This window comes from Mesorhizobium sp. M0045, from assembly GCF_040323385.1.
Taxonomy (GTDB): domain Bacteria; phylum Pseudomonadota; class Alphaproteobacteria; order Rhizobiales; family Rhizobiaceae; genus Mesorhizobium.
The window spans coordinates 1-18561 of the sequence record NZ_JAMYUY010000017.1; the positions used below are offsets into that span (position 1 = coordinate 1).

General features: G+C 62.7%; 16 protein-coding genes and 1 pseudogene. 11 read left to right on the forward strand and 6 right to left on the reverse strand.

What is annotated here, in order from left to right:
* The 4 genes and pseudogenes from NKJ72_RS23045 to ppa all read left to right on the forward strand — a co-directional run.
* A pseudogene (locus NKJ72_RS23045) lies at positions 1 to 430 on the forward strand (TPM domain-containing protein); the annotation flags it as partial.
* A gap of 10 nt (positions 431 to 440) precedes the next feature.
* Positions 441 to 1079 (forward strand): TPM domain-containing protein, encoded by a 639-nt coding sequence (locus tag NKJ72_RS23050; RefSeq protein WP_352479548.1) that lies wholly within the window; start codon positions 441 to 443, stop codon positions 1077 to 1079.
* 117 nt (positions 1080 to 1196) lie between these two features.
* Positions 1197 to 1703, forward strand: a complete 507-nt coding sequence (locus NKJ72_RS23055; protein WP_254817749.1) for a GNAT family N-acetyltransferase — start codon at positions 1197 to 1199, stop codon at positions 1701 to 1703.
* 116 nt (positions 1704 to 1819) lie between these two features.
* Positions 1820 to 2350: an inorganic diphosphatase gene (ppa, locus tag NKJ72_RS23060; RefSeq protein WP_023721304.1), complete on the forward strand. Its 531-nt coding sequence runs from the start codon at positions 1820 to 1822 to the stop codon at positions 2348 to 2350.
* A gap of 17 nt (positions 2351 to 2367) precedes the next feature.
* Here ppa and NKJ72_RS23065 read toward each other — a convergent pair whose 3' ends face one another.
* Together NKJ72_RS23065 and NKJ72_RS23070 are read right to left on the reverse strand one after the other, a co-directional pair.
* Positions 2368 to 2958 (reverse strand): hypothetical protein, encoded by a 591-nt coding sequence (locus NKJ72_RS23065; protein WP_254817748.1) that lies wholly within the window; start codon positions 2956 to 2958, stop codon positions 2368 to 2370.
* A gap of 97 nt (positions 2959 to 3055) precedes the next feature.
* Positions 3056 to 3661: a TetR/AcrR family transcriptional regulator gene (locus NKJ72_RS23070; RefSeq protein WP_352479549.1), complete on the reverse strand. Its 606-nt coding sequence runs from the start codon at positions 3659 to 3661 to the stop codon at positions 3056 to 3058.
* 82 nt (positions 3662 to 3743) lie between these two features.
* Here NKJ72_RS23070 and NKJ72_RS23075 point away from each other — a divergent pair, with 82 nt between their 5' ends.
* Both NKJ72_RS23075 and NKJ72_RS23080 read left to right on the forward strand, forming a co-directional pair.
* Positions 3744 to 5027 carry an MFS transporter gene (locus NKJ72_RS23075; protein WP_254817746.1) on the forward strand — a complete coding sequence of 428 codons (1284 nt, stop codon included), beginning with the start codon at positions 3744 to 3746 and terminating at the stop codon, positions 5025 to 5027.
* A 147-nt stretch (positions 5028 to 5174) separates the two neighbouring features.
* Complete coding sequence (locus NKJ72_RS23080; RefSeq protein ID WP_352479550.1) at positions 5175 to 6749, forward strand: alkaline phosphatase D family protein; 1575 nt, start codon at positions 5175 to 5177, stop codon at positions 6747 to 6749.
* Between the two features lie 37 nt (positions 6750 to 6786).
* On the opposite strand, the gene NKJ72_RS23085 is transcribed toward NKJ72_RS23080, so the two are convergent.
* The gene (locus tag NKJ72_RS23085) at positions 6787 to 7068 is read right to left on the reverse strand and encodes a hypothetical protein (RefSeq protein ID WP_352479551.1); all 282 of its coding nucleotides are present in this window, start codon (positions 7066 to 7068) and stop codon (positions 6787 to 6789) included.
* A 198-nt stretch (positions 7069 to 7266) separates the two neighbouring features.
* Between NKJ72_RS23085 and typA the strand changes: the two genes are divergently transcribed.
* Positions 7267 to 9096 carry a translational GTPase TypA gene (gene typA / locus NKJ72_RS23090; RefSeq protein WP_254817743.1) on the forward strand — a complete coding sequence of 610 codons (1830 nt, stop codon included), beginning with the start codon at positions 7267 to 7269 and terminating at the stop codon, positions 9094 to 9096.
* Between the two features lie 75 nt (positions 9097 to 9171).
* On the forward strand, positions 9172 to 9321 hold the full coding sequence (locus NKJ72_RS23095) for a hypothetical protein (RefSeq protein WP_352479552.1): 150 nt from the start codon (positions 9172 to 9174) through the stop codon (positions 9319 to 9321).
* Positions 9322 to 9367: 46 nt separating this feature from the next.
* Here NKJ72_RS23095 and NKJ72_RS23100 read toward each other — a convergent pair whose 3' ends face one another.
* Positions 9368 to 9994, reverse strand: coding sequence for a DUF1062 domain-containing protein (locus NKJ72_RS23100; RefSeq protein ID WP_352479553.1), 627 nt, complete (start codon positions 9992 to 9994; stop codon positions 9368 to 9370).
* 394 nt (positions 9995 to 10388) lie between these two features.
* On the opposite strand from NKJ72_RS23100, the gene NKJ72_RS23105 reads away from it, so the two are divergent.
* Complete coding sequence (locus tag NKJ72_RS23105; protein WP_352479554.1) at positions 10389 to 11003, forward strand: LysE family translocator; 615 nt, start codon at positions 10389 to 10391, stop codon at positions 11001 to 11003.
* Positions 11004 to 11012: 9 nt separating this feature from the next.
* Here the strand turns inward: NKJ72_RS23105 and NKJ72_RS23110 are convergent, their stop codons facing one another.
* Together NKJ72_RS23110 and NKJ72_RS23115 are read right to left on the reverse strand one after the other, a co-directional pair.
* The gene (locus NKJ72_RS23110; RefSeq protein WP_352479555.1) at positions 11013 to 11336 is read right to left on the reverse strand and encodes a YciI family protein; all 324 of its coding nucleotides are present in this window, start codon (positions 11334 to 11336) and stop codon (positions 11013 to 11015) included.
* Positions 11337 to 11473: 137 nt separating this feature from the next.
* Positions 11474 to 12037, reverse strand: coding sequence for a peroxidase-related enzyme (locus tag NKJ72_RS23115; protein ID WP_352479556.1), 564 nt, complete (start codon positions 12035 to 12037; stop codon positions 11474 to 11476).
* Between the two features lie 131 nt (positions 12038 to 12168).
* On the opposite strand from NKJ72_RS23115, the gene NKJ72_RS23120 reads away from it, so the two are divergent.
* On the forward strand, positions 12169 to 16965 hold the full coding sequence (locus tag NKJ72_RS23120) for an NAD-glutamate dehydrogenase (RefSeq protein ID WP_352479557.1): 4797 nt from the start codon (positions 12169 to 12171) through the stop codon (positions 16963 to 16965).
* Positions 16966 to 17153: 188 nt separating this feature from the next.
* A complete protein-coding gene (locus NKJ72_RS23125; RefSeq protein ID WP_352479558.1) occupies positions 17154 to 18530 on the forward strand; it encodes an MFS transporter in 1377 nt (458 codons plus the stop codon).
* Positions 18531 to 18561 lie beyond the last annotated feature (31 nt).

Genomic DNA, 18561 nt, shown 5'->3' on the forward strand with positions numbered 1-18561 from the left:
CGATTTCTCTGGCGGCATCAGCAAGGCCGTCGATGACATGATCATGGTGCTGGAAGGCAATCCCGAAGAGCTGGAAGCCCGCGGCAAGCGCAATCCGGCGAATGACAATCCTGTCGATCCCATCTTCGTTCTGTTCATCGTCCTGTGGGCGACGATGTTCTTCGGCGGCCTGGCAATGGCATTCCTGCCGCCGATCTTCGGCACGAAGCTGTCGCCGGGCGTGTACAAGTGGCTGGGCATGACGTTCCGCTACGGCCGTGGGCCAGCTTCGTCATCCTCCGGTGGCGCTGGCTGGACGTCGGGGACCTCGTCCGGCAGTGGCTGGTCGTCTGGAAGTTCCGGCAGCGGTTGGTCGTCCGGAAGTTCGGGCGGTGGTTTTTCAGGTGGCGGCGGTTCGTCCGGCGGCGGCGGTTCTTCAGGAAGCTGGTGAGACATCAATCATGGCAACACGACCGATCAGCCCCGAGGATCATGAGCGCATCGCCGATGCGATCCGCGCTGCCGAAGCAAAGACCGACGGCGAGATCTACTGCGTCGTGGCGCATGCCAGCGACGGCTATTTTTTCCCGGCCGCTTTCATGGCGATGCTCGGCATGCTCGTCGTCAGCCTCGCCGTCGGTTACGGGCTGGAAGCCTGGTGGCTGTCGATCCGCTTGCCGCATTTCGTCATCGCCGAGCTGCTGGCGCTTGCCAGTGTGCTCATTCTGTTGTGGGCATTGCCCGCATTGCGCATCCATTTGGTGCCGAGGCGTATGCGCTACCAAGCCGCCCACGCCAATGCGATGAAGCAGTTTCTCGCCCGCAACGTCCACCGCACCACGGCGCGCACGGGCGTGCTGGTGTTCGTCTCGATCGCCGAGCGCTATGCCGAGGTGGTCGCCGACAGCGGCATCGATTCTCGTGTCGGCCAGCATGTCTGGGACGGTGTCGTCCGCGACCTTACGGCGCATGCCGGCGACGATCGGCTTGCCGACGGGTTCGTCAAGGCGATCGAAGCGGTCGGTGCGGTACTGGCCGAGCATTTTCCGGTCTCGACCGGCGACAGCAACGAACTGGACGACCATCTGGTCGAGATTTGATCTCGCTAAAAGCGGTTTTCCAGCGTCTCAAGGACGCACTGTTCGGCTGTGTGAAAGCATCGCGGCGGACGACCGGACTCTTGCAATCGGGCGCGGCGGGTTTATGGTTAACCAATCATGAATACGCTGAGCATCGACATCAGGAAAGCCGAACCACGCGATGCAGCCGCCATTGCCGACGTGCATCTCGAGGCCTGGCGCGGCGCCTATTCGGGCATCATCCCGCACCGTACACTGACATCGATGATCAACCGCCGCGGTGCCGATTGGTGGGCAAATGCCATTCGCCGGGCCGCCACCGTCCTGGTCGTCGAAATCGGCGGCAAAATTGCCGGATACGCGACGATCGGCAAGAACCGAGCACGTGAGCTCAGGCAGCAGGGCGAGATCTACGAGCTTTACTTGCGGCCGGAGTATCAAGGCATCGGGCTCGGCAGCCGGCTGTTCGCAGCCGCACGGGCACGGCTGGCCGACCATGGCCTGAAAGGCATGGTGGTTTGGGCGCTGGAAGACAATCAGAACGCACTTGCCTTCTATGCCGGCGCCGGCGGCCGCGATGTGGCCGAGGGCGTCGAGATCTTCGAGCAGAAGGCGCTGAAGAAGGTCGCTTTCGTCTGGGAATGACGGCCAGCGCATGATCCGGCCGGTTTCGGTTCGGACGATCCCCCCAGTACCATTCGCCGCATTGCACCATTCGCCATCGGCCGCTATCGATCTTCAATCGAGAGAGGGATAAAGCGATGCGGATCGAAGCGATTGCCAGCGGAAAGAACCCGCCCGAGGACGTCAACGTCATTATCGAGGTGCCGATCGGCGGCGAGCCGATCAAGTACGAGATGGACAAGGAGGCCGGCACGCTGTTCGTCGACCGCTTCCTTCACACTTCGATGCGCTATCCCGGCAATTACGGTTTCGTACCACACACGCTATCGGGCGACGGCGACCCGATCGACGTGCTGGTCTGCAACACGCGCGCGCTGGTGCCAGGCTGCGTTATCAATGTGCGGCCGATCGGCGTGCTGGTGATGGAGGACAATGCCGGCCAGGACGAGAAGGTCATCGCGGTGCCTTCGCCCAAGCTGACCTTACGCTACGAGGACGTCCACGAATACACGCAATTGCCTGACATTACCCGCCAGCAAGTGCAGCATTTCTTCGAGCACTACAAGGATCTCGAACCCGGCAAATGGGTCAAGATCGAAGGCTGGTACGATGCGGCCTATGCCAAGAAGATGATCGTCGAGGCAATCGAGCGGGCCAAGCGCAAGTAATTATCGGGCGCAAATAATCAGTTGTCGACGCGGCCGAAAGCGGGCGCGTCGCCGATCACTACGCGCTTGTCCTTGCCGCAGGCGAAGGTGGGTGCCTTCTCGTCGGCAAGCTTGCGCGCCTGATCGTTGGCGGCGGGATTACCGGTGGCGAGCACAAGGCCGATCGTGCAGCCTTCGTGGGTGTCAGGCTGGGCAACCTTGGCGACGATCAACACTTCCGTCGACTTGTTCTCGCCCTCGGTATCGCTGATCGAGCGACGATGAATGGCGGCGAACGGAATGGTGGTTTTGCCGTTGGTTTCGATCCGCCACTCGACTTTAGGTCCAGCCGAGTTGAGGCCGGAAAAGCTTTCCCAGACCGTGGTCATATCGCCGGGTGGAAAGCCGTAGAACAGCGATTCCCGCGCGTCGTCGTAGGAAACCATCACCGGGTAGCCGCCATAACCCGAACAGGCGAGGTCGGCCCAGTCGCCGTCGCCTTCCTCCGCCTGGGCATACGTCACGCAGTCCTTCTCCCAGACGAGATCGGTATAGACGCTGGATATGTCGCCAGCCCGGGCGGCATTGCAGAAGCCGGCGAAGGCAAGCGGGATCAAAAGAGCGCGCATGGCGGACAACTCCGTTCGGGCTGCCGCAGCGTACCGTCAAATCTAGCAGCAGCCTAGACGAACTCAGGCTGCTCACAGTGATCTGGTAAACGGTACGCTATTTCTTCAAGCTTGCCTCGATCAGAAGGTCGGCGTTGCGGGCGACCGACTGCGCCGGCCCGCCGACACCGAACAGCTGGCCGCTGATATAGGCGCCCTCGATCAGGAGCAGCAGCCCGTCCCCCAGCGTGTCGGCGTCGCCGGCGCCCATCTCTGCCGCCATGGCACGCAGGCGCCGGCGCAATTCCTGCTTGTTGGCCTCGCTCACGACGCGGGCCGGATGGCCATGTTCCGGATATTCGACCGCGGCATTGGTCATGCCGCAGCCGCGATAGTCGGGCTTCTGCGTACGCTTGCCGACACGCGTCAGGAAGGCGACGATCTGCGCGCGCGGATCGCCGGGATGGGCATTCACCGCCTCGTCGAAGCGCTCCCAAAATTCGAGGTCATAGTGCCGAAGATAGGATGCGGCCAGCTCATCCTTGGACGGAAAGCTGCGGTAAAGGCTGGGCTTGGTGACGCCGGCACGCCGCACGATCTCGTCGACCCCGATCGCCCTGATGCCTTGCCGGTAAAACAGGTCGCGCGCCACCTGGAGAATCCGTTCGGCGGCGCGAGGCGGCGATGCGTCATTCGCCTTGATCGTTGGTTCAATGCTTTTCATGTCTGGTGTACCGATTAGCTGGTTGACAATGTTACCGGTCGGTACGTATGTTTCGCGCTCCTGCAACGTACCGGTCAGTAACATGATAGCTCAATCCCGCCCGTTTGGCCAGCGCTACGCTTTCGTCGTGGTCGCCGTCATCTTCCTTTGCCTGCTGATCGCAGCGGGCCTGCGTTCGGCGCCGGCAGTCATGATGCTGCCGCTGGAGAACAGTTTCGGCTGGCGGCGCGACGTCGTCTCGCTGGCCGCTGCCACTGGCATCTTCCTCTATGGCCTGACCGGGCCGTTTGCCGCGGCGCTGATGGAGCGGATTGGGCTGCGCCGCACTTTGCTTGCCGCGCTGCTTTTGATGTCGGGATCGACCGCGCTCAGCCTGTTGATGACCAAGCCGTGGCATCTGCTCCTCACCTGGGGCGTGTTTTCCGGCGTCAGCTCGGGCGCCGTCGCCACCGTGCTCGGCGCAACCATCGTCAACCGCTGGTTCAAGACCAATCGCGGCCTGGTGATGGGACTGATGTCGGCGTCCAGCGCCACCGGGCTGCTGGTCTTCCTGCCGTTGCTCGCCTCGCTCGCCCAGTCAGGCGGCTGGAAGCCGGTCGCCATCGCCATTGCAGTGGCCACCGCCTGCCTGGTGCCGCTGGTCTATATGCTGGTGCCGGAGCGCCCGGCCTCGATCGGCATGGTCCGCTATGGCGCCGATGCCGACGACGTGCCGCCGGCGCCGCCAGCCGCGCAAGGCAATTTCCTTTCGCATACGCTGAGCACGCTGCGCCGCGCCGCCGGCACGCGGGTGTTCTGGTATCTGTTCGCCACTTTCTTCGTCTGCGGCTTCACCACCAACGGGCTGGTCGGCACGCACCTGATCGCCTTTTGCGGCGACATGGGCATAGGCGAAGTGCAAGCCGCCGGCCTGCTGTCGATGATGGGCATTTTCGACCTGATCGGCACGACGCTATCGGGCTGGCTCACCGACCGTTTCGACCCGCGCAAGCTGCTCGGCGTCTATTACGGCATCCGCGGCCTGTCGTTGATCTATCTGCCCTATTCCGGCTTTTCGGCAACCAGCCTGATCATCTTCGCCGTGTTTTACGGACTGGACTGGATCGCCACGGTGCCGCCGACGCTGAGGCTTTCCAACGAGGCGTTCGGCGACCGCAGCGGACCGATCGTCTTCGGCTGGATCGTCGCCGGCCATCAGGTTGGCGCCGCGACAGCGGCCTTCTTCGGCGGCACCATGCGCGAGCTGCAAGGCAATTACGAGCTTGCCTTCCTGATCGCCGGTATGACGGCAATAGCCGCCGCCTGCATCTCGCTGCTGATCAACACCAGCCGCCCGGCCTTCGAGCCGGAACCGCAGGCGGCTTAGGGTGCGACAGTTGAGTGCTAATCTCCCCCCTTGAGGGGGAGATCGCCCGCCTGTTCACTGTTATCAAACCTTCATCGTTTCGAAATGTGCCTGAAACATTGAAGCTGGAGCTTGGCGGCGACGTTCAACGCCATCCAGGAGACAGCCATGAACAAGATTTCGATGACGCGGCGCGCTTTCGTCACGTCGGCCAGCGCCGTTGGCCTGGTCGGCGCGTCGGGCCTCGCGCTTCCCTATTACTCGCGCGCCAATCAGCGCCCGGCCTTTACCCACGGGATCCAATCCGGCGACGTCGACGCGACCAGCGGCATGGTCTGGGCGCGCACGGACCGGCCGTCGCGCGTCATGTTCGAAGTGTCGTCGACGGAGAGCTTCGCCAATGCCGTCCGCCTGGCGCCGCTCGATAGCTCGCCGGCCAGCGACTATACGGTGAAGCGGCTGCTTACCGATCTCGCCTCCGACCAGGACATCTTCTACCGCATGGTCGCGGCCGATCTTTCCGATATCAACGCCGTTTCCGAGCCGATCGTCGGCCGCTTCCGCACGGCACCTGCCTCGAAGCGCGACATTCGTTTCGCTTGGTCGGGCGACACCGCCGGCCAGGGCTGGGGCATCGACGACACCGGCATGAAGACCTACGCCACGATCGCCAAGCACACGCCGGACTTCTTCCTGCATTCGGGCGATACGATCTATGCCGATGGCGCGATGAAGGACGAGATCGACCTGCCCGGCGGCGGCAAGTGGAAGAACACCGTGCTGATCGACGAAAAACGCAAGGTTGCCGAGACGCTGGACGAATACCGGGGTCAGTGGAAATACAATTTGATGGACAGGAACGTGCTGGCGCTGAACGCCATCTGCCCGACGTTCTACCAGTGGGACGACCACGAGGTGGTGAACAACTGGTCGGATTCGAAGGATCTGAGCGCCGACGACCGCTACACCGAAAAATCCATCCATGTACTGGCGGCACGCGCGGCGCGCGCCTTCCACGAAATGACGACGATCCGCTACGAGCCGTCGGAGCCCGGCCGTGTCTACCGCAAAATCGCCTATGGGCCGCTGCTCGACGTGTTCTTCCTCGACATGCGTTCCTATCGCGGCCCCAACGGTCCGAATATGCAGGAGACGATGACGCCGCAATCGCGCACCCTCGGCGAACAACAGACGAAATGGCTGAAGCGCGAGCTGGCGAATTCCAATGCAACCTGGAAAATCATCGCCGCCGACATGCCGCTCGGCCTCGTCGTCTGGAACGACGGCACCAAGAAGGTCGGGGCTGAGGCAATCAGCAATGGCGACAATGGCCCGGCCAAGGGGCGCGAGCTGGAAATTGCCGACCTCCTTCGCTATATGAAGAACGCGGGGATCAGCAATACCGTCTGGCTAACCGCAGACGTGCATTACACAGCCGCGCATTATTACAATCCGGACAAGGCGCAGTTCCAGGACTTCAATCCGTTCTGGGAATTCGTTTCGGGTCCGATCCACGCCGGCACGTTCGGACCGAATGCTTTCGACATGACTTTCGGCCCGGAGCTGAGGTTCATCAAGGCACCGACCGCCGAACAGGGTCAGAACCTGCCGCCGTCGGCCGGCCTGCAGTTCTTCGGGCTCGTCGACATCGATGGAGCCACCGAGCAGTTGACGGTGCGGCTGATGGATCGCGACGACAGCGAGCTCTACAAGGTCACGCTCGATCCGGTGCGGTCGGCGTGAGATTGCCTTTTAGGACCACCCCGAAGGTGGATGTGCATCAATCGGGATAGCAGACGACGGGAATCTTGGGCCAGACGGCGCTGTCGCATCCGGCGTTTTTTTGCCTTTGCTTGAAGGCGGTGCTGACCGGTCCGGTCACCACCGGGTCGACGCCGTCCGGAGCATCGGCAAAAAGCTGCTCTGCCGAGCGCTTGTCGGACGGCAGAGCAGACCGCGTCTCCTTGGACGGCGCGGCCGATTGCGCCGCGCTTGCCGCGAGGAGGACGGCGAGCGCGGTACATGCCAAAATCGGCCGGAGTTTGATGCCTGTCTCGATCATGAAATTCGAACTGTCCGGATCACGAAAGGTTCCGCCTTGGTTAATAATTCCACTTCACACCAAGACATTTAAGATTTGGTGACTTTATTTGGTGGCTCGCCTCCTCTTTCGCAATTGCGAAAAACCCTGTATGAGCCGCCCAACCGAAAGAGGCAGCGCCTTTTGGCCTGCTGCCTGCAACGCTCCCGAGACCAAAACATGAAAATCCGCAATATCGCGATCATCGCGCACGTCGACCATGGAAAAACCACCCTCGTCGACCAGCTCCTGAAACAGTCCGGCTCGTTCCGCGACAACCAGCGCGTCGCCGAGCGCGCCATGGATTCAAACGATCTTGAAAAGGAACGCGGCATCACCATCCTGGCCAAGGCGACCTCGGTCGACTGGAAGGATACCCGCATCAACATCGTCGACACGCCCGGCCACGCCGATTTCGGCGGCGAGGTCGAGCGCATCCTGTCGATGGTGGATTCGGCCATCGTGCTGGTCGACGCCGCCGAGGGCCCGATGCCGCAGACCAAATTCGTCGTCGGCAAGGCGCTCAAGGTTGGACTGAAGCCGATCGTCGTCATCAACAAGATCGACCGGCCGGATGCGCGCCATGTCGAAGTGGTCAACGAGGTGTTCGACCTTTTCGCAGCACTTGACGCCACCGACGAGCAGCTCGACTTTCCTATCCTTTACGGTTCAGGCCGCGACGGCTGGGTCTCGGAAAACCCCGAAGGCCCGAAGGACCAGGCTCTGGCGCCGCTGTTCGACCTCGTCATCAAGCACGTGCCGGCGCCGACCGTTCATCCCGGCCCGTTCCGCATGATCGGCACCATCCTGGAAGCCAATCCCTTCCTCGGCCGCATCATCACCGGCCGTATCGAATCCGGCACGCTGAAATCCAACCAGGCGGTCAAGGTGCTGCACCATGACGGCACCCAGGTCGAAACCGGCCGCATTTCGAAGATCCTCGCCTTCCGCGGGCTTGAGCGCCAGCCCATCGAGGAAGCGCAGGCGGGCGACATCGTCGCCATCGCCGGCCTGTCGAAAGGCACTGTGGCCGACACCTTCTGCGACCTGTCGGTGACCGAGCCGCTGCACGCGCAGCCGATCGATCCGCCGACGGTGACGATGTCTTTCCTCGTCAACGATTCGCCGCTGGCCGGTACCGAAGGCGACAAGGTGACCAGCCGGGTCATCCGCGACCGCCTGCTGCGCGAGGCCGAAGGCAACGTCGCGCTGAAGATCGAGGAATCACCTGACAAGGATTCGTTCTTCGTTTCCGGCCGCGGCGAATTGCAGCTGGCCGTGCTGATCGAGACGATGCGCCGCGAAGGTTTTGAGATCGCCGTGTCGCGGCCGCGCGTCGTCATGCAGAAGGGCGACAACGGCGAATTGCTGGAGCCGGTCGAGGAAGTCGTCATCGACGTCGACGAGGAGCATGCCGGCGTCGTCGTGCAGAAGATGTCGGAGCGCAAGGCCGAGATGGTCGAGTTGCGCCCTTCGGGCGGCAATCGCCAGCGCATCGTCTTCCACGCGCCGACGCGCGGCCTGATCGGCTACCAGTCGGAACTGTTGACCGACACGCGCGGCACCGCGGTAATGAACCGGCTGTTCCATGCCTACGAGCCTTATAAGGGCGAGCTGCCGGGCCGCACCAACGGCGTGCTGATCTCCAACGAACAGGGTGAATCGGTGGCCTATGCCATGTGGAACCTGGAAGACCGCGGCCCGATGGTCATCGATCCCGGCGTCAAGGTCTATCAGGGCATGATCATCGGCATCCATTCCAGGGACAACGATCTCGAGGTCAACGTGCTCAAGGGCAAGAAGCTGACCAACATCCGCGCCGCCGGCAAGGACGAGGCGGTGAAGCTGACGCCGCCGATCCGCATGACGCTGGAACGCGCGCTGGCCTGGATCCAGGACGACGAGCTGGTCGAAGTGACGCCGAAGACCATCCGCCTGCGCAAGCTCTATCTCGACCCGAACGAGCGCAAGCGTTTTGAGAAGTCGGCGAAAGTGGTCGGCGCGGCATAAAGGGCAATACCGCGCAGTGAGCGGTAAACTGGTCACGGCTGTCATATAGACAATCGACCCGAGGCCGAAGTTTGCGTGTCGATGCTCGACGCGTATGGAATTTGTGCTCTCGCGAATTATCTTCTCGACACGGGCAGGCTCGGCTTGATTCATGTGCAAGTCGCCGACAGCGATCCCGATGCGGCCAAGGGTTTGATCGGCTCGGCCTTCAAAGAGGGCGATTGACCCCTGGCCGCAACTGTCTCCGATTGCGGATGCCCTTCCCGTCGCCTCATCCGTCGGCAGCCGAAATGATATCGTCCCGGTCTGGTTCGCCAGACAGGTGGATGCGGATCGCCGTTCCCGTCCGCGCCGGCCTGCGCAAGGCTTTGGCTCCGTCCGGACCAACCACCAGCAATCGTTTCTCTTCCCAAACCTGAAGCCGCGATCGCGAGACACCGAGTTCGCTGGCGAGTAACCGGTCGAGCCGCAGCGCTGTCGGCATTTCGAGCCAGAGCTGGAGTTCGAGCGCGCTGGTATTTTCCGGTCTATCCCCGAGCACCTCCTTTTGAACGGCGGCTTCGGGGAACTCCTCAACGCGCCCGATACTGCTTCGCAATGCGGCAACATCGAAGGCATGGCGCCGCGCCAGGACCGGATCGTTGCTTTCGAGCGCCTGCAATATTGCCGGTTCGATATCCCGGCGGCTGCAGCGCTCCAGAATGCAGAAATTCCAGGAATTGTCGCAGTCGATGCAGCGGTAGATCAACCAGGCGTCAATGCGCTTGCCATTGGCATTGACGCGGAATTTGCCGCTGCAGCGATAGGCTTTCATGCCGCCGCAGCGATTGCAGTTGAGGTGAGGTCGAGGTGCGGTTTTGGGCGCGATCGCCCAGCGGATGCGCAGTATCGAAGGCATGCCGAAAAGCCCTTCCCGTCGGGAAGTTCGTCAGATCGGCGATATCGAGAACCCCTTGCGGGCACGGCGTGGCGAGAGACTGCGGCAGTTGGAAATCAGGTGTCGCGGGTGGTTATGCGCGACAGCGGTTCAGCAGTGCCAAACCGGTCTCGAACCGCCACCCTGAAGAACAGATCATGTGAAACAGGCACCGCGACTGGGACGCCCTGCTCTGTGTTGGGGGAGTTGACGAGACCGGCGGTTACGTAGGCAAAGTGAAGCTCGGAAAGGATTTCGGAACGACATCTCTAGCCGTGAGGTGCCTGGCGGACAAGCCTTCTTTCGGTAGACGCTACCGTCGCCGGAACAGTTGGGTTATGTTGAACACCCCAAACACTTCAAACGAGACCCCGTCATGCATTTCACGTCGCTGCTGATTTTTGCCGGCGCCCTGCTTGTTGCCGCCGGCTCGCCCGGCCCGTCGATCGCCGCTCTTGTGGCGCGGGTCATCGCAAAGGGCTTCCGCGACGTGTTTCCGTTCCTGCTTGCGATGTGGATCGGCGAAGCGATCTGGCTGTCTCTGGCGGTGTTTGGCCTCGCTGTGGTGGCGCAGACGTTCCATTATGCATTTGTCGTCGTGAAGTGGGTCGGCGTCAGCTATCTCGGCTGGCTTGCCTGGAAGATGTGGACGGCACCGGTCGAGGCGAAGGAAGGTTCGCTGCCGCGCGAAGATTCTCCTGCCAAGCTGTTCTTTGCCGGCATGGCTGTGACGCTCGGCAACCCCAAGATCATGATGTTCTATCTGGCGCTGCTGCCGACCATCATCGACCTCGGTTCGGTCAGCATGGTCGGCTGGGTCGAGCTGACGGCGACCATGGCAGTGGTCCTGGTCGCCATCGATTTGACCTGGGTGCTCGCCGCATCGCAGGCGCGCAAGCTCTTGAGAAGCAAGCGGGCGATGAAGATCGCCAACCGCATCAGCGCCGGCACCATGGCCGGCGCTGCGGCGGCGATCGCGGCGCGATCTTGAGCCGGCGCGTCAACCCATTTCGATGATCGGCGCGATCTCGATACTAAAGGCTGGGTCGGTCAAGATAGGACAATCCTTGGCCTTGCCGACGGCATCGTCGATGTCTTTTGCTTCGATGATGGTGTAACCAGCGGTCGGATTGCTGCCGCCGTTGTTCTCGACCTTGCCGCCAGGCAGTACGGTCTTCGACATGCCGACTGGATTGCCACCGTCGACCACCGCTGAGCCAAGCTTGCCATACCAGCCGTTCCAGGCATCCATCGCTGCCTTCCGTTCGGCCTCCTCGGTCGGCATCTTGCCCGAGCCATGATAGACGTAGAGAAATTTCGCCATGTTCTCCTCCTCTGATCGGCGGCATCGAACCGGCATGCGGTCATGCCGCATGCCGATCATCTGACCAAACCGGCAAACAAGCAACGAGAATGCGAAGTAGCTAATATAATGTGCGGTTGGCCCGCAACGGCGGTGCCCTATCGAGCCATCGCGTGGTATTCATCGTTCGGCCGCATATCGATTGCCGATGCCAGCCGGTTCGACATGTTGAAGAATGCCGCGGTCGAGGCGACATCCCATATGTCGCGGTCGGAAAAGCCGACTTGCCGCAGCGCCGCCCGGTCCGCTTCGACGATCTTTGCCGGCTGCTCGGTCAGCTTCACGGCGAATTCGAGCATGGCGCGTTGCCTGTCCGACAGCTTGGCGGCGCGAAAATTCATTACCATCATCTCGCCGAAGGCGGGGTCGCCGGAAAGCTGGCGCACCGCCGCGCCATGCGCGGCCAGGCAATAGTAGCAATGGTTGACCGAAGAGACGGCCACCGCGATCATCTCGCGCTCGAGTTTCGACAGGCCGGATTCGCCCAGCATCAAGTCATTGTACATGTCGGTGAAAGCGCGCAGCTTCTTCTCGTCGAAGGCATAGGCGAGTAGCACATTGGGAACGAGGCCGAGTTTCTCCCGGCATTTGGCGAAATAGACCCTAGTCGCGTCGCTCAGCTCCGCCGGTGCCAGGTCAAGCGCGGTGATTTTGTCCGTCATGGCGGATTTCTCCTCGTTTTTCGCCAGGCTGCCGGTGAATTCCGACATTTCGTCGCAAGCCGTCAAACCTTTGTCGCCAAATACCCGTCATCTGTTAGCATAGCCGCAAAAACATGCGACGGGAGGGACTCATGGCCAGTGTAAAGTCAGCGAGCCGGTTGAAAAAAGCCGGCCTGACGAGGGGTGAAGCCGCGGGTGGCGAAAAGCCCGGCAGGCTTGCCGACTACCTGCTGGCCCGAGCTCCGGCCGAAGATGTCGCCGCCTACGACGTCATCGATCTCGAACGCGCTGCCGAACTCGCCGGCCGCGCCGTGGCCAGACACAAGAAGGACGACTGTGTCGTTGCCATCGACGTCGATTCCGGTGTCGTCCGCCAGGGCCGGCCGATGACGGTGATCACCGTCGTCAACGACAACATGCCGTTCCTTTTCGATTCCGTTCTTGGCGAGATCACCGAGAGCGCCGGCGAGCCGCTGCTGGTTACCCACCCGGTCATAGTCGTCAGGCACGGCAAAAACGGCGTCGAGGAAATCCTCGGCGACGGGGGTTATGCCAAGGGCGACCACAGCCATGACCGGCTGAGCGTCATCCATGTCCATATCGGCCGCCTTTCGGCCGAGCAGGCTGAAGGTCTGGCCGCACGCCTGACCAAGCTGCTCGGCCAAGTGCGCGCCGCCGTCACCGACTGGAAGCCGATGCTCGCCCGCCTCGACCAGGCGATCTCGGAATTCCGCTACTCGCCAGTGCCGCTCGACAAGGCCCATGTCAACGAGGCGATCGCCTTCCTCGAATGGCTGCGCGACGACAATTTCACCTTCCTCGGCATGCGCGAATTCAACTACACCGGCGGCGAGACGAGCGGCATGCTCGAGCGCGCCGAAAAGCCCGGCCTCGGCATCCTTTCCGATCCTGACGTGCTGGTGCTCAGGCGCGGCACCGAAGCGGTAAGCACGACGCCGGAAATCCGCGCCTTCCTGCATGGGCCGGAACCGCTGATTGTCACCAAGGCCAACGCCAAGTCATCGGTGCACCGCCGCATCTACCTCGACTACATCGGCGTCAAGACCTACACCGGCAAAGGCGTGCTTTCGGGCGAGCTCCGCATCGTCGGCCTGTTCACGTCGACCGCCTATACGCGCTCGGTGATGAAAATCCCCTATCTGCGCTCGAAGGCGGAAACCGTCATCGCCAAATCCGGCTTCAATCCAAGCGACCATTCCGGCAAGGCATTGATCAACGTGCTGGAGAGCTATCCGCGCGACGAGCTGTTCCAGGTTCCGGTGCCGATCCTGCGCAAGCATGCCAGCGCCATCCTCGGGTTGATCGAACGGCCGCGCGTCAGGGCGTTGGTGCGTGTCGACCAGTTCGACCGCTTCGTCTCCGTGCTCGTCTTCGTGCCGCGCGACCGCTACGACAGCGTCGTGCGCGAGAAGATCGGCACGTATTTGAAGACCGTTTTCGAAGGCCGGCTGTCGGCCTATTATCCGGCGTTCCCGGAAGGCGGGCTGGCGCGTGTCCATTTCATCATCGGCCGCTCCGGCGGCAAGACGCCGAAGGTCGAGCAGGCAACGATCGAGGCGGCGATCCGCGACATCGTACGGACCTGGGACGATGCACTGCGCGAGACCGCGACAGAGACCGGCGCCGATGCGAGACTCACTGCCATCGCCTCACGTTTTTCGGAAAGCTATCGCGACAGTTTTCCGCCGGCCGTGGCGCTGGCCGACGCCGGGCGCATCGCCAAGCTCGATGCGTCAAATCCGATCGCCATCGACTATTACCGTCACGCCGGCCAGAAGCCGCATCAGGCGGCGCTGAAGATCTATCACCACGGCAGCCCAGTGGCGCTGTCGCGGCGCGTGCCGGTGCTGGAAAACATCGGTTTCCGCGTCATCAGCGAGCGCACTTTCGAGGTCGGCGACAATCAATCCGGCATGGTCTTCATCCACGACATGGAACTCGAGAACAGCTACGGCAGGCCGATCGACCTCGGCAATGGCGGCGCGCTGTTCGAGGATGCGTTCCTTTCCGTCTGGCGCGGCGATGTCGACAATGACGGCTATAACGGCCTTGCCCAGACCGCCGGCCTGTGGTCGGGCGAGATCACCGTCCTGCGCGCCTATGGCCGCTATCTGCAGCAGGCCGGTATCCCGCAGAGCCAGGATTTCATCGCCGCCGCGCTCAATCGCTATCCCGAGATCGCCCGCGGCCTGCATGCGCTGTTCGTCGCCCGCCTCGGCCCGACGGCGGAAACGGAAGGCGTCGTCCAGGCCAAACATTTGAAGGCCAAGATCACGGATGCGCTGGAAGACGTTCCCAACATCGATGACGACACCATCATCCGCCGTTATCTGAACCTGATCGAAGCCTCGCTGCGCACCAATCATTTCGTTGCCGATACGAAGGAGAAAGGCCAATCGCTGGCGATCAAGCTCGATTCGCAATCGGTGGACGGGCTGCCGGCGCCGCGGCCATGGCGAGAGATCTTCGTCTATGGCTCTGAGGTCGAGGGTGTGCATCTGCGCTTCGGTCCGGTCGCGCGCGGCGGCCTGCGATGGTCGGACCGTGCCCAGGACTATCGCACCGAAGTGCTCGGCCTGGTCAAGGCACAGCAGGTCAAGAATGCGGTGATCGTGCCGGTTGGCGCCAAGGGCGGTTTCTACCCGAAAAAGCTGCCGATGAGCGCCGGGCGCGACGCCATTTTCGAGGCCGGCACAGCCGCCTACAAGAATTACGTTTCCAGCCTGTTGTCGATCACCGATAATATCGGCCTGGACGGCGTCATCCCGCCGGCCGGCGTGGTGCGGCGCGACCAGGACGATCCGTATTTCGTCGTCGCCGCGGACAAGGGCACGGCGACCTTCTCGGACATCGCCAACGCCATCAGTGAAAAGCACGGCTTCTGGCTCGACGACGCTTTCGCCAGCGGTGGTTCGGCCGGTTACGACCACAAGAAGATGGGCATCACCGCCAAGGGCGCCTGGGAAGCGGTCAAGCGGCATTTTCGCGAGATGAACCGCGACATCCAAACCACTCCGTTCACCGTCGTCGGCGTTGGCGACATGTCGGGCGACGTGTTCGGCAACGGCATGCTGCTGTCGGAGCAGACCCGGCTGATCGCCGCCTTCGATCATCGCGACATCTTCATCGATCCCGATCCCGACATGGCGGCTTCGATGGCCGAGCGCCGGCGTATGTTCGCTCTCGCCCGCTCAAGCTGGCAGGATTACGACAAGACGAAGCTGTCCGAAGGTGGCATCATCGTCTCGCGCAGCCAGAAGTCGATCACCTTGCCGGCCGCCGCGGCTGCAGCGATCGGCCTCGGCAAGACAACGGCCACGCCGGTCGAGATCATGAGTGCCATCCTCAAGGCGCCGGCGGACCTTTTGTGGTTCGGCGGCATCGGCACCTATGTCAGGGCATCGGGCGAGACCAACCAGGATGTCGGCGACCGTGCCAATGACGCGATCCGCATCACCGCGCTCGACCTGCGCGCCAAGGTGATCGGTGAGGGCGCCAATCTCGGCGTCACGCAACGGGCGCGCATCGAATTCGGATTGAATGGCGGCCGCTGCAACTCAGATGCGATCGACAATTCTGGCGGCGTGAACTGTTCCGACGTCGAGGTCAACATCAAGATCGCGCTGGCTTCCGCGATGCGCAAGGGATCGTTGACCCGGCCGGCGCGCAACAAATTGCTGGCCGAGATGACCGATGAGGTCAGCGCCCTGGTGCTGTCCAACAATTACCAGCAGACGCTGGCGCTGTCGCTTGCCCGCAAGCGCGGCCTCGCCGACATCGCCCATCAGAGCCGCTTCATGGCGGCGCTGGAGGCGCGCGGACTGCTCGACCGTGCCGTCGAGGCGCTGCCGTCGCCGGCGGCCCTTGTCGAGCGCGAGACGCGCGGCGAGCCGCTGACCCGGGCCGAGCTCGGCGTGCTGCTTGCCTATGCCAAGATCGTGCTGTTTTCCGATATCGTCGCCAGCGACGTGCCCGACGATCCGCATTTCGACCGTGATCTCATGGGCTATTTCCCTGATCGCATGGCAAAGAAATATGCTGCGGAAATCCACGGCCATCGGCTGCGCCGCGAGATCATCGCCCGTGTCGTCGCCAATGATCTGGTCAATCGCGGCGGTCCGTCCTTCGTCAACCGGCTGCAGGAAACAACCGGCCGCAGTGCCGCCGATGTCGTGCGCACCTTCGCCGTGGTTCGGGATGGATTTGCGCTGCCGGCGCTCTATCGCCAGATCGACGCGCTCGACAACCAGATCGACGGGCAGATCCAGCTCGACCTTTATCAGGCGGTCAGCCGGCTGATCTATGTGACGAGCGGCTGGTACCTGAAGAACGATGCCGGCACCGCGCCGCTCGGGCAGCGGATCGCCGAGTTGCAGGACGCGCGCAAGGCGCTGGAGCCCAAGCTGGTTTCGCTGCTGCCGGCCTTCTCGCGCGAGCGGATCGAAGAGCGGCGGCACAATCTGTCGAAGGGCGGCGCGCCGGGGAGCCTTGCCGAACAACTGGCGTTGACCGATGTGGCGGAACTCATCCCCGACATTGCCCTGACGGCGCGGACGGCGAATGCTGGCATCGTCGCTGCCGCCAAGGCGTTTTTCGCGGTCAGCGATGTCTTCCGCATCCCGCGCGTCGAAGATGCGGCGCGCTCGATCACCCCCTCGGATTATTACGATCAACTGGCGCTTTCCCGTGCCACCGACACGATCGGCGCGGCCAGGCGCGGCATCGCCGTGGCGGCACTCACCAGCCATGCCGAGGCGGCGGATCCGGTGACGGCATGGCTGGAGGCCGGCGGCGAACGGGTCGGACGCATCCGCGAGCGGCTGCAGGCGCTGACCGAGGGCGGCGACATCACCGTGTCGCGGCTGTCGGTGGCGTCCGGCCTGATGAGCGATCTGACGGGGCTGTGAGACGTCTTCCATATCGCGCGGGATTGCCGGGAAGAACTGCGCAATAGAGCGAACGGCGCGCTGCTTTTGGGAGCGCCGGAGCATGATGCCGAACCTAACGATCGGCTTTTGGACAAGATCGTGCTCAACAACAAGGTGGAGCGTCATTCCGATTCGATCAGTATTGAGCAAGCTCCAGCGGAGGGGACATGGCTGAGATGGCAGTGCAGCGGGCGTCGGGACGCGGCATCTGGGGATGGATGCTGTTCGACTGGGCGGCACAGCCGTTTTTCACGGTCGTCACTACCTTCATCTTCGGTCCTTATTTCGTCTCGCGCATGGCCAGCAATCCCGAGACCGGGCAAGCGGCCTGGGGCTACGGCATTGCCGCCGCCGGCCTCGTCATTGCCGTTTTGTCGCCGGTCCTCGGTTCGATTGCCGACCAGACCGGACCGCGAAAGCCGTGGATAGCCTTCTTCGCCGCGGTCAAGATCACCTGCCTCACCCTGCTGTGGTTCGCCGCGCCCGGCTCTAATCTTTTTCTGGTCGTGGCGTTGTTCTCGCTGGCGTCGGTCGCGGCGGAATTCTCGACCGTGTTCAATGATTCGATGATGCCCCGCCTGGTGCCGAAGAGCGACATCGGCAGGATCTCGAACATGGCCTGGGGGCTCGGCTACCTCGGCGGCATAATCGCACTGATCTTCGTCGTTACCGTCATGGCCGGCTCGCCTGAAACCGGCAAGACCGTCGTTGGGCTGGACCCGATCTTCGGCCTCGACCCCAGGCTCGGCGAGGACGCGCGTGCCACCGGACCGTTGTCGGCGGCCTGGTATTTCCTGTTCATCCTGCCGATGTTCTTCTTCACCCCCGATGCAATCAAAGGCATTCCAATCGGGCCGGCGGTGCGCGAGGGACTGTCGGAACTGAAGTCGACGCTGGCCGAAGTGCGCAAGCGCAGCGGCATTTTTCGCTTTCTCGTCGCGCGCATGATCTATCAGGACGGCGTCAACGCGCTGCTGGCGTTGGGCGGAACGTTTGCGGCGGCAATGTTCCATTGGTCGATTACCGAGATCGGCCTGTTCGGCATCATCCTCAACGTCGTCGCCATAGTCGGATGCCTGGTTGCCGCACGCCTCGACACGGCGCTGGGTTCCAAGTCCATAGTGATGATTTCGCTGGTCATGCTGAGCATTGCCACGCTGGGCATCGTCTCGACCGGCCCGGGCTATACGCTGTTCGGCGCCTGGGTGATGCCCGGACTGGACGGCGGCGGATTGTTCGGCACGGCGGCGGAAAAAGCCTACATTTTCTACGGCCTGCTGATCGGGCTTGCTTTCGGGCCGGTGCAGGCTTCGTCGCGCTCCTACATGGCGCGCAGCGTCTCCGCGGCCGAATCGGGCCGCTATTTCGGCATCTATGCACTGGCCGGCCGAGCAACCAGTTTTGCCGCACCCTTCATGGTGGCCACGATCACCCTGGCCAGCGGCTCGGCGCGGCTCGGCATGGCGGCGATCGTGCTGTTCCTCGGAGCGGGCATGGCGATCCTGATCGGCACGCCCTATCCGGCGGATCGGCCGGCGGAGTGATCTGCTCGTCCCTTCTCCCACAGAGGGAAGG

Excerpts from the sequence above, each read along its gene's own strand:
- NKJ72_RS23050 (WP_352479548.1), top strand. The coding sequence starts at position 441 with ATGGCAACACGACCGATCAGCCCCGAGGATCATGAGCGCATCGCCGAT.
- NKJ72_RS23055 (WP_254817749.1), top strand. The coding sequence starts at position 1,197 with ATGAATACGCTGAGCATCGACATCAGGAAAGCCGAACCACGCGATGCA.
- ppa (WP_023721304.1), top strand. The coding sequence starts at position 1,820 with ATGCGGATCGAAGCGATTGCCAGCGGAAAGAACCCGCCCGAGGACGTC.
- NKJ72_RS23065 (WP_254817748.1), bottom strand. The coding sequence starts at position 2,958 with ATGCGCGCTCTTTTGATCCCGCTTGCCTTCGCCGGCTTCTGCAATGCC.
- NKJ72_RS23070 (WP_352479549.1), bottom strand. The coding sequence starts at position 3,661 with ATGAAAAGCATTGAACCAACGATCAAGGCGAATGACGCATCGCCGCCT.
- NKJ72_RS23075 (WP_254817746.1), top strand. The coding sequence starts at position 3,744 with ATGATAGCTCAATCCCGCCCGTTTGGCCAGCGCTACGCTTTCGTCGTG.
- NKJ72_RS23080 (WP_352479550.1), top strand. The coding sequence starts at position 5,175 with ATGAACAAGATTTCGATGACGCGGCGCGCTTTCGTCACGTCGGCCAGC.
- NKJ72_RS23085 (WP_352479551.1), bottom strand. The coding sequence starts at position 7,068 with ATGATCGAGACAGGCATCAAACTCCGGCCGATTTTGGCATGTACCGCG.
- typA (WP_254817743.1), top strand. The coding sequence starts at position 7,267 with ATGAAAATCCGCAATATCGCGATCATCGCGCACGTCGACCATGGAAAA.
- NKJ72_RS23100 (WP_352479553.1), bottom strand. The coding sequence starts at position 9,994 with ATGCCTTCGATACTGCGCATCCGCTGGGCGATCGCGCCCAAAACCGCA.
- NKJ72_RS23105 (WP_352479554.1), top strand. The coding sequence starts at position 10,389 with ATGCATTTCACGTCGCTGCTGATTTTTGCCGGCGCCCTGCTTGTTGCC.
- NKJ72_RS23110 (WP_352479555.1), bottom strand. The coding sequence starts at position 11,336 with ATGGCGAAATTTCTCTACGTCTATCATGGCTCGGGCAAGATGCCGACC.
- NKJ72_RS23115 (WP_352479556.1), bottom strand. The coding sequence starts at position 12,037 with ATGACGGACAAAATCACCGCGCTTGACCTGGCACCGGCGGAGCTGAGC.
- NKJ72_RS23120 (WP_352479557.1), top strand. The coding sequence starts at position 12,169 with ATGGCCAGTGTAAAGTCAGCGAGCCGGTTGAAAAAAGCCGGCCTGACG.
- NKJ72_RS23125 (WP_352479558.1), top strand. The coding sequence starts at position 17,154 with ATGGCTGAGATGGCAGTGCAGCGGGCGTCGGGACGCGGCATCTGGGGA.